Consider the following 8,725-nt stretch of genomic DNA (forward strand, 5'->3'; position numbering starts at 1 on the left):
GGAGCCGGCCGCGCGGCCGGCGCATCCGGTTGCCGCGCTCGTTGACCCGGGAGTCGAAGCCGGAGGCGAGGACGGTGCCGAACCAGACGTCGCCCACCCGCCCCAGGTCGACCTCGCGGCCGCCGTCGCCCTTGAGCGACGCGGCGATGAGCCGGGCCGCGGCGCCCGGGTCCTGTATCGGCAGCCCGGTGGCCCGGGCGAAGTCGTTACCGCCGCCGACGGCGATCACCCCCAGCGGGGTGCCCGTCCCGGCGACCGCCTGGAGGGCGAGCGAGACCATGCCGTCGCCCCCGACGGCCACCAGCGCGCCGGTGCCGCCCGCCACCGCCTCACGGGCCCGCCGCAGGGCCTCCGCGGCGTCGGCGCCCACCACGGTCCGCACGGTGAATCCGTGGTCCCGCAGGGCCGAGGCGGCGGGCCGGGCGGCGCGGGCGCCACGGCCGCGGCCCGCCGTCGGGTTGACGAGAAGGGTTATGTCGCAGGTCACTCGCGGCCCCTAGGGTCCGTCTTCGAAGGGGCGTCCGGCCGCGAGCGGCGTCTGGTGCAGGGGGCACCTCCCAGCGGTAGCTGGGGGAGCATCGCAAGGCGGAGGATCGCCCTCGTACTGGGCGGTGCAGTCGATATGCCGCTGCCGCGGCGTGGCGGGCGACTCCGACAACGCAGCCGGGGGCACCTCCCAGCGGTAGCTGGGGGCGCCGTGCCAGGCGTCGTGAGCAGGACGCCCCCTTCGAAGGCGGGCCCTCGCGGCACCGGACCGGTCGGCTCAGGTGATGTCGTCGTAGCCGTTGCGCCGGGTCGGGCCCGGGTCATCCGGGTCGTCGGGGCGGGGCGTCGGGGACACCTGCTCGATGTCACCGACGGGCGCGGGCGTCAGATCGAGGTCGGATGCCTCGTCGTCGCTGAGCCCGGCGTCCGGGTTGCCGCGGCGGCGTCGGCGGTCGTTGAACAGGCAGATGCCCGTGGCGCCGAAGTACAGCACCACGATGGGCGCCGCGAGCAGCGACATGGTCAGCGGGTCGCCGGTGGGCGTGGCGATGGCCGCGAAGACGGTGATGCCGACAACCATGCCCCGCCACCAGCCGAGCATCCGGCGGCCGGTGATCACCCCACCGAAGTTCAGCAGCACCAGCAGCAGCGGTAGTTCGAAGGCGAGGCCGAAGACGATCACCATGCGCGTGACGATGTCGAAGAACTCGTCCGCGGGGAACAGGTTGGTCCAGTCCTCGGGGGTGAGGCCGACCAGCGCCCCGGCCGTGGTGGGCAGCACGGCGTAGGCGAGCCAGGCCCCGGCCAGGAACAGCGGCACGCCCGCGGCCACGAAGCCGAGCGCGTACTTCTTCTCGTGGTTGTGCAGACCGGGCGCGAGGAACGCCCACAGCTGGTAGAGCCAGACCGGGCTGGAGATGACGACGCCGGTCATCAGGCTCACCTTCAGCATGATCGTGAAGGGGGCGAGAAGGCCGTTGGCGGTGATCTGCGCACAGGGCTTGGGGTCGCCGCTGCCGACGGGCTCGCCCTTCTTGCAGCCGACGCTGTCCATCACCGGACCGGTCAGGAACTCCGCGATCTGCTTGTAGTAGATCAGCGCGACGACCGTGACCACGATGATCGCGACGACCGCCTTCAGCAGTCGGTTGCGCAGCTCACGCAGATGCTCCGCGAGAGGCATCCGCCCCTCAGGGTCCTTCTGCTGTTTGCGGGCAGACTTGAGCAACCCACGTCCTCGTCTCGTGCGAAGGCCGTCGCGGGCTCAGCGAGCCGCGGCGGCACTCTCGGCTTGCGTCGGCTCCGTCAGCTCTGGGCGGTACGGTTCGGCTCGGTGACCGGGCGGGAGCTGGTCACATCGCCGGGGGCCGCCTGGATGGTCCGCGGCGCGGCCTGCGGGGCGGGGTCGGCGGGCGCCGACGCGGTCGTCGGAGCTTCGGCGGTCTTCGCCGCCTCGTCGTCCTTCTTCATGGCCTTGGCCTCGCTCTTGAGGATGCGGGCCGACTTGCCAAGGGACCGAGCCATGTCCGGGAGCTTCTTGGCGCCGAAGAGCAGCAGGATGACAACGAGGATCAGAACGATCTCGGTGGGCCTCAGATTGCCGAGCATGTGCGACTACCTTCTCGCCGGGGCGGCGTAACTTTCATGCCTGCCGTATGGGATCGGACTGGCGTGCTAGTGCTGGCAGCGATCGTAACCCGCAGGAGTAAACCCTGGGCAATGCCCATGCATACTCCCCGTTGCGTCCACGGCACCGCCGTCACAACTGCGCCAAGCAGCCTACCCCGCTGACCCGTGCGTCAGTCCCTGACCTCGGTCAGCCCCCGCTTCTGACGAAAGTACGTCGTGCGACGAAAGCACGTCGTCCGACGACAGTCCGTCGTCCCGCCCGCGGCGCAGCGCGTCCACGTGACCGCCCAGCGGGGCCGTGGCCCGCTCCAGGTCCTCGGCGGCCCGGGTGATCCGCCGCGAGCTCTCCCCCACCTGCCGGGCCAGCCGCCGCACTTCGACGAAGACCCGTACGGCGGGCACGGCGAGCACCGCGATTCCGGTGAAGGCGAGAGCGAGGGCGAGCATCGGCCAGAGCATGCGCCAGAGCCTAGACCTTGGAGTGCAGCCGCAGCGTGCTCACCCCGCCGCCGGTGAGCAGCTCCACGATCCGCTCCCCCGCCGGTTTGCGCACCGCCGATCCGCAGTCGGGGCAGGTGAAGGAGTAGAACGTGGTGCGGTCACTCCCCCCGATCGCCAGCCGCAGGGCGGTGGCCGCCAGCTCGAACCGGCCACGGCAGTCCGGGCAGGCTGCCTTGAAGATCACCGAGGTGGGATTCCCCCCAGCGGTCACTGTGCGTGTCCCTTCACTCACCATAGGCCGCGAGCGCCCGCTGCGCCGCGTCCCGCGCGCTGTCCGCCAGCCCCCGCGGGGAGACGATCCTGCCGTCCCTGCCCAGCCGCAGCGCCAGGCGGCGCAACGAGCCGGGGTCGGGGGTGCGCAGCGTGATCCTGAGGCCGCCGTCGGGCAGCTCCTCCGCACTGTCGTGCGGGTAGTACTCGGCGACCCAGCGCCCGCCGGGGCCGACCTCGACGACCACCTCGGGGTCCTCGGCGCCGGTCTGCACCAGCCCGGCGGACAGGTCCGACAGATCGCGCAGCTCGATCGGCGGCGGGTCGGCGGGCGCGTCGAGCAGCTTGATCTCCGCGACCCGGTCCAGCCGGAAGGTGCGCCGCGCCTCGGAGAGCCGGCACCACGCCTCCATATACGTACGGCCGACGGCGAACAGCCGGATCGGGTCGACCTCGCGCTCGGTGAGCTCGTCCCTCGCGGGCGAGTAGTAGCGCAGCCACAGACGGCGGCGCTCGGCGATGGCCCGGTCGACGTCGGCGAAGACCCCGCCCTCGGACTCGAAGGTGACCGACAGCCGGGAGCTGGCCCCGGCCGCCTCACCGGCGGCCGCCTCCAGCTTGGCGGTGGCACGCAGCAGGGCGTCCCGGTCGCCCTCGCGCAGCCCGGGGAGGGTGGCCACGGCGCGGGCGGCTACCAGCAGCGCGGTGGCCTCGTCGGCGGCGAGCCGCAGCGGCTCGGCGACATCATCGGGGTTGTGCCACCAGATGCGCTCGCCGTCGGTGTCGATGTCCAGCAGGTCGCCGCCGCGGAAGCTGGTGCCGCACAGCGGCAGTACGTCCAGGTCCGAGATCAGCTCGTCCTCGGTGATGCCGAAGGCGCGGGCGACATCGGCGATATGGGCGCCGGGGCGCTCACGCAGATACGTCACCAGGGACAGCATCCTGCGGGTCTGGTCAATGGCGTTTCCGGCCATGTGAAATCGCCCCCTCAGCCCTTGGCCACGGCGCGCAGCCGGTCGATGACATCGGCCCGCAGTTCATCGGGCGCCAGAACGACCACGTCCGGGCCGAACTCCACCAGCCAGGCGTCGAGCCCATGTCCGTACGGGACCTCCAGCTCGTCCCAGCCGTCGCCCAGCGGGTGGGTGTGCAGCGCCCTGGCCCGCAGCGGGTAGCCGTGGCCGGAACGCAGTTTGATCCGGGCGGTGCGGGTGGCGGTCTCCCCCGACCACCGCTCCACGGTCTCGCGCACGGTGACGTGGTCGGGCACCTCGGCGCTGTAGGCCCCGGCCCGCAGACGCACCTTGCCGGTGATCCGGGAGAGCCGGAAGACCCGCTCGGCCGTGCGCTCGCGGTCCCATCCGGCCAGATACCAGTGGCCGCGCCAGCACTCCAGCGCCCACGGTTCGACATGGCGCTGCTCGGGCCGGGCGGCGTTCGACTTGCGGTAGTCGAACACGACGGGGCGGCGGTCGCGGCAGGCGAGCATCAGGGGTTCGAAGGCGGCCTCGTGGACCGGGATACGCGGTTCCAGGGCGCCGGCCGGCTGGGAGTCGTACGAGTCCTCGGCCAGCGGCATCCCGGCGGCGCGCAGCTTCTGCAGCGCACCGCTGGCGGCGCCCGCGAGCCGGGCCTGCTGCCAGACCTTCGCGGCCAGACCGAGGGCCGCGGCCTCCTCGGCGTCCAGGGTGATCGGGGGGAGGCGGTTGCTGTCGCGGCGGGCGAGATAGCCGATTTCGCCGTCGACGCTCTCCACGGTCTCGATGATCAGGCCGAGTTCACGCAGATCGTCCTTGTCCCGCTCGAACATGCGGTTGAACGCCTCGTCGCCGCCCGAGCCGGAGACCGAGTTGGCGGCCGATGCGGCCGCGGCCGCTTCGATATATGCCTCTATGGATTCGCGCAACTCGCGCTTCGTCAACGGGCGCCGGGTTCCCAACAGGCACAGCGCCAGATTCATCAGCCGCTCGGCCTTGGCAATCGCCATCGACGCCCCTTCTTTGTGACCTTCCGACCGTGACCGTACCGCTACCGGGACGCGGGACAAAAGCCGAGGGCCCCTGCCGGGCGGCAGGGGCCCCACAAGGGCGCTCGGGCCACGGGCTCAACGCTCACCCGCGGACCTTGACCGCGCCTGCCTCAGGCAGCGACCAGGTCGCATACGAAGATCAGCGTCTCGCCCGGCTTGATCCGGCCGCCACCGGCACCCCGGTCGCCGTAGGCCAGATGCGGCGGAATGATCAGCTGGCGGCGGCCGCCGACCTTCATACCCTGCACTCCCTGGTCCCAGCCGGAGATGACCTGGCCGGCACCGAGCTGGAACTGCAGCGGGGTGCCGCGGTTCCAGCTCGCGTCGAACTCCTCGCCGGTGCTGAAGGCGACGCCGACATAGTGGACAGAGACGGTGGCTCCGGCCTTGGCGACGGGGCCGTCGCCCTCCCAGATGTCCTTGATCTCCAGGTCCTTCGGCGGCTCGCCGCCCGGGAAGTCGACCTCGGGCTTGTCGATGCTCACGAAATTGCTCCTCTTACGTGGTGGGCAACCTGCCCAGTCTTACAGAACCGCCGTCTTACAGAACCGCCAGGATGTCGACGGAGAAGACCAGTGTGGAGTTGGCCGGGATGCCCTGCTGGGCCTGCTTTCCGTAGCCGAGGTCCGGCGGAATGACGATCAGCACCCGGCTGCCGACCTTCTTGCCGGTCAGCCCCTGCGCCCAGCCCTTGACGACCTGCTGCAGCGAGAACTGCGCGAGCTGGCCCTTCTTATAGGTGGCGTCGAACTGCTTGCCGCCGTCCCACAGCACGCCCTTGTACTGGACGAGCAGCGAGTCGGTGGCCTTGACCTTCGGCCCGTCGCCCTCGATGACGTAGGCGGAGACGAGCTTCTTGGGCGCGGCCTTCTTGGGGACGTCGATGGTCGGCGCCTTGCCGTCGGTCCCAGTGCCGACCTTGGGCAGATCGGGGTTGCTCTGCGCCACCGTGTCGCCCTTGGCCGAGCTCTTGCCGTTGAAAGCGTTCTTGATGTCGACGACGAACACCATCGTGTCCGTGCCCTTGATCCCGGCCTGCGGCTGGCCCTGCTTGCCGTAACCGAGGGCCGGCGGGATCGCCAGCTCCACCCGGCTGCCGACCTGCTTGCCCACCAGCCCCTTGTCCCAGCCCGGGATGACCTGGCCGACGCCGATCGGGAAGACGGCGGGCTGCCCCCGGTCGTAGGAGTTGTCGAAGACCTTGGCGGTGTTCCAGATCTGGCCGAGATAGTGCACCTGGAGGTAGTCGCCCGAGGCCACCTCGGCCCCGTCGCCCTTGATGACCGTCTTGACGGCCAGGTCCGGGGACGGCGTACCCGTGCCCTTGGCGACCTTCGGCTTCTCACCGAACTTCGTACCGCCGGTGATGGCCGGCACCGGCCCGCTCACGATCTTGCCGGTGGGCTCGGCGGCCTTCGGGCTGCTGGTCTCCGGCGAGGGCGAGGCCTTGGACGACTTTTCGGATCCTGATTTCTCAGTGCCGCAGCCCGCGGCGGTGAGCAAGCCGGCGGGCACGGCAAGAAGTACGGAACGTCGGCGCACGAAAGTCCTCGTTGGGTAGATCCTGCGGGGGCAATGCGCGCCACTCTACGACGTGCCGGAGGCCCCGTACGCGAAACGTACGGGGCCCCGCGCCGGACATGGACCCGTCCGGGCGCCGTCGTCACATTCCGGCGATCAGCTTCTCCACGCGGTCGTCCACCGAGCGGAACGGGTCCTTGCACAGCACCGTGCGCTGCGCCTGATCATTGAGTTTGAGGTGCACCCAGTCGACGGTGAAGTCCCGGCGCTGCTCCTGAGCACGGCGGATGAAATCGCCGCGCAGCCGGGCACGGGTGGTCTGCGGCGGCACCGACTTGCCCTCGAAAATCTTCAAGTCGTTGCACACCCGGGCCGCCTGACCCCGCTTCTCCAGGAGGTAGTACAGCCCTCGGCGGCGGTGGATGTCGTGATACGCGAGGTCTATCTGGGCGATCCGCGGATGGGACATGGTGATGTTGTTCTTCGCCCGGTACCGCTCGATCAGCCGGTATTTCATCACCCAGTCGATCTCGGTGTCGATCCGGTCCAGCTCTTCGGTGCGGATCGCATCCAGAGTGCGGCCCCACAGTTCGAGGACGCGCTCGACGGTGCCGGTGCGGATTCCACGGCGCTCGCAGAAGTCGACCGCCTTTTCGTAGTACTCCTGCTGGACCTCGAGGGCGGATGCCTCGCGCCCACTGGCCAGGCGTACCTTGCGCTGTCCGGTGATGTCATGACTGACCTCACGGATGGCCCGAATGGGGTTCTCCAGGGTCAGGTCGCGCATCACCGTGCCCGCCTCGATCATGCGCAGCACCAGGTCGGTGGCGCCGACCTTGAGCAGCATGGTCGTCTCGGACATGTTGGAGTCACCCACGATGACATGCAGCCTGCGGTAGCGCTCGGCGTCGGCGTGGGGCTCGTCGCGGGTGTTGATGATCGGCCGGGAGCGGGTGGTCGCGGAGCTGACGCCCTCCCAGATGTGCTCGGCGCGCTGACTGACGCAGTAGACCGCGCCGCGCGGCGTCTGCAGCACCTTGCCGGCGCCGCACAGCAGCTGCCGGGTCACCAGGAAGGGGATGAGAATGTCGGCGAGGCGGGAGAACTCGCCGTGTCGGGCCACCAGATAGTTCTCGTGGCAGCCGTAGGAGTTCCCCGCCGAGTCGGTGTTGTTCTTGAAGAGATAGACGTCGCCCGCGATTCCCTCCTCGTGCAGGCGGCGCTCGGCGTCCACGAGCAGACCTTCGAGAATGCGCTCGCCTGCCTTGTCGTGGGTGACCAGCTCGGTCACGTTGTCGCACTCGGGGGTTGCGTATTCCGGGTGCGAGCCCACGTCGAGATAGAGGCGGGCGCCGTTGCGCAGGAAGACATTGCTGCTGCGGCCCCAGGAGACGACACGGCGGAAGAGGTAGCGCGCCACTTCGTCAGGAGACAACCGGCGCTGTCCCCTGAATGTGCACGTGACGCCGTACTCGTTCTCCAGCCCGAAAATGCGGCGGTCCATGCCTGAACATTACGCCTGATGGCCTGCTCTGAAACCGGGTTCGACGGCACGGTTGCGATCATTTTCCGCCTGAGGTTCACTCGGCGTCCCCCCTGGTGTACCGGTGAGGAAGCGCGCGGTGGCCAGCAACACGGCCAGTGCCACCGCCCCGGCGGCCCCCGGGACGGCGAAGCCCGCCGCCACCCCACCGTGCTCCATCACCGGCCCCGCGGCGGCCGTTCCCGCGGCGTTTCCGACCACAAAGGTGGTCACCAGCCAGGAGAACGCCTCGGTGACCGTGCCGCGCGGGGCGTGCCGGTCGACGACCACGAAGACGCAGGCGAGCGCGGGCGCCAGGAAGAGGCCGGAGAGCCCGGCGAGAGCGGTCATAGCGGCCACTCCGGGCACCAGGACCAGCGGCAGGTAGCCGAGCGCCAGAGCGGCCACCAGGGCCCGCAGCCGCCGCTCCGGCGGGCCGGCCCAGGGCCGCGCGCCATACGCGAGGCCGCCCACCAGCGCGCCGACGCCCAGCGCGGAGAGCAGATAGCTGGACACCATGCCGCCGCCGTGCTCGTCCGCGTAGCCCACGGCCGCTACGCCGATCGAGCCGAGGGCGATGCCGACGAAGAAGAACGTGCCGAGGAGCACCAGCAGGCCCTGCGAGCGCAACGCGCCCAGCCAGTGCGCCTCGCGCGGCGCCGAGCGCCACTGGCGGGAGGGCGGCGAGACCACGACCGACAGCGCGCCCGCGACCCCGATCACGTTGATGACCAGCAGCGCCACCGCTTCCGACCACAGCGCCACCAGGGCGGTCACCAGCAGCGGCCCGACGGAGAAGATCACCTCCTGCGCGACGGCGTCCAGCG

General features: G+C 70.4%; 10 protein-coding genes and 1 pseudogene. All 11 read right to left on the reverse strand.

The window, feature by feature from the left end; translation table 11 throughout:
* Window positions 1-487 (reverse strand): diacylglycerol kinase family protein (locus tag CCN51_RS37040; protein ID WP_281262474.1); only part of this gene is annotated, 487 nt, incomplete at its 3' end.
* 276 nt (window positions 488-763) lie between these two features.
* On the reverse strand, window positions 764-1,669 hold the full coding sequence (tatC, locus tag CCN51_RS37045) for a twin-arginine translocase subunit TatC (RefSeq protein WP_014181061.1): 906 nt from the start codon (window positions 1,667-1,669) through the stop codon (window positions 764-766).
* Between the two features lie 122 nt (window positions 1,670-1,791).
* Window positions 1,792-2,094 (reverse strand): Sec-independent protein translocase subunit TatA, encoded by a 303-nt coding sequence (gene tatA, locus CCN51_RS37050; protein ID WP_014181060.1) that lies wholly within the window; start codon window positions 2,092-2,094, stop codon window positions 1,792-1,794.
* Between the two features lie 288 nt (window positions 2,095-2,382).
* Window positions 2,383-2,574, reverse strand: a pseudogene (locus CCN51_RS60255) (hypothetical protein); the annotation flags it as partial.
* A 10-nt stretch (window positions 2,575-2,584) separates the two neighbouring features.
* On the reverse strand, window positions 2,585-2,851 hold the full coding sequence (locus CCN51_RS37060) for a hypothetical protein (RefSeq protein ID WP_055414334.1): 267 nt from the start codon (window positions 2,849-2,851) through the stop codon (window positions 2,585-2,587).
* A complete protein-coding gene (locus CCN51_RS37065; RefSeq protein WP_014181057.1) occupies window positions 2,841-3,800 on the reverse strand; it encodes a helix-turn-helix transcriptional regulator in 960 nt (319 codons plus the stop codon). Before CCN51_RS37065 ends, CCN51_RS37060 begins: the two co-directional genes overlap by 11 nt.
* Before the next feature lie 14 nt (window positions 3,801-3,814).
* Window positions 3,815-4,813 (reverse strand): helix-turn-helix transcriptional regulator, encoded by a 999-nt coding sequence (locus CCN51_RS37070; RefSeq protein WP_014181056.1) that lies wholly within the window; start codon window positions 4,811-4,813, stop codon window positions 3,815-3,817.
* A gap of 152 nt (window positions 4,814-4,965) precedes the next feature.
* Window positions 4,966-5,340, reverse strand: coding sequence for an FKBP-type peptidyl-prolyl cis-trans isomerase (locus CCN51_RS37075; RefSeq protein ID WP_014181055.1), 375 nt, complete (start codon window positions 5,338-5,340; stop codon window positions 4,966-4,968).
* Window positions 5,341-5,395: 55 nt separating this feature from the next.
* Window positions 5,396-6,397: an FKBP-type peptidyl-prolyl cis-trans isomerase gene (locus CCN51_RS37080; protein WP_014181054.1), complete on the reverse strand. Its 1,002-nt coding sequence runs from the start codon at window positions 6,395-6,397 to the stop codon at window positions 5,396-5,398.
* A gap of 121 nt (window positions 6,398-6,518) precedes the next feature.
* Window positions 6,519-7,880: a Pup--protein ligase gene (gene pafA, locus CCN51_RS37085; protein ID WP_014181053.1), complete on the reverse strand. Its 1,362-nt coding sequence runs from the start codon at window positions 7,878-7,880 to the stop codon at window positions 6,519-6,521.
* A 9-nt stretch (window positions 7,881-7,889) separates the two neighbouring features.
* The coding region (locus CCN51_RS37090) for an MFS transporter (protein ID WP_086860599.1) at window positions 7,890-8,725 on the reverse strand (836 nt) is incomplete at its 5' end.

The organism is Streptomyces milbemycinicus (assembly GCF_002154605.1).
GTDB lineage: Bacteria > Actinomycetota > Actinomycetes > Streptomycetales > Streptomycetaceae > Streptomyces > Streptomyces milbemycinicus.

What these genes read in the sequence shown, in the direction of transcription:
- tatC (WP_014181061.1), bottom strand. Translation starts at nt 1,669, where the DNA reads ATGCCTCTCGCGGAGCATCTGCGTGAGCTGCGCAACCGACTGCTGAAG.
- pafA (WP_014181053.1), bottom strand. Translation starts at nt 7,880, where the DNA reads ATGGACCGCCGCATTTTCGGGCTGGAGAACGAGTACGGCGTCACGTGC.
- tatA (WP_014181060.1), bottom strand. Translation starts at nt 2,094, where the DNA reads ATGCTCGGCAATCTGAGGCCCACCGAGATCGTTCTGATCCTCGTTGTC.
- CCN51_RS37060 (WP_055414334.1), bottom strand. Translation starts at nt 2,851, where the DNA reads ATGGTGAGTGAAGGGACACGCACAGTGACCGCTGGGGGGAATCCCACC.
- CCN51_RS37065 (WP_014181057.1), bottom strand. Translation starts at nt 3,800, where the DNA reads ATGGCCGGAAACGCCATTGACCAGACCCGCAGGATGCTGTCCCTGGTG.
- CCN51_RS37070 (WP_014181056.1), bottom strand. Translation starts at nt 4,813, where the DNA reads ATGGCGATTGCCAAGGCCGAGCGGCTGATGAATCTGGCGCTGTGCCTG.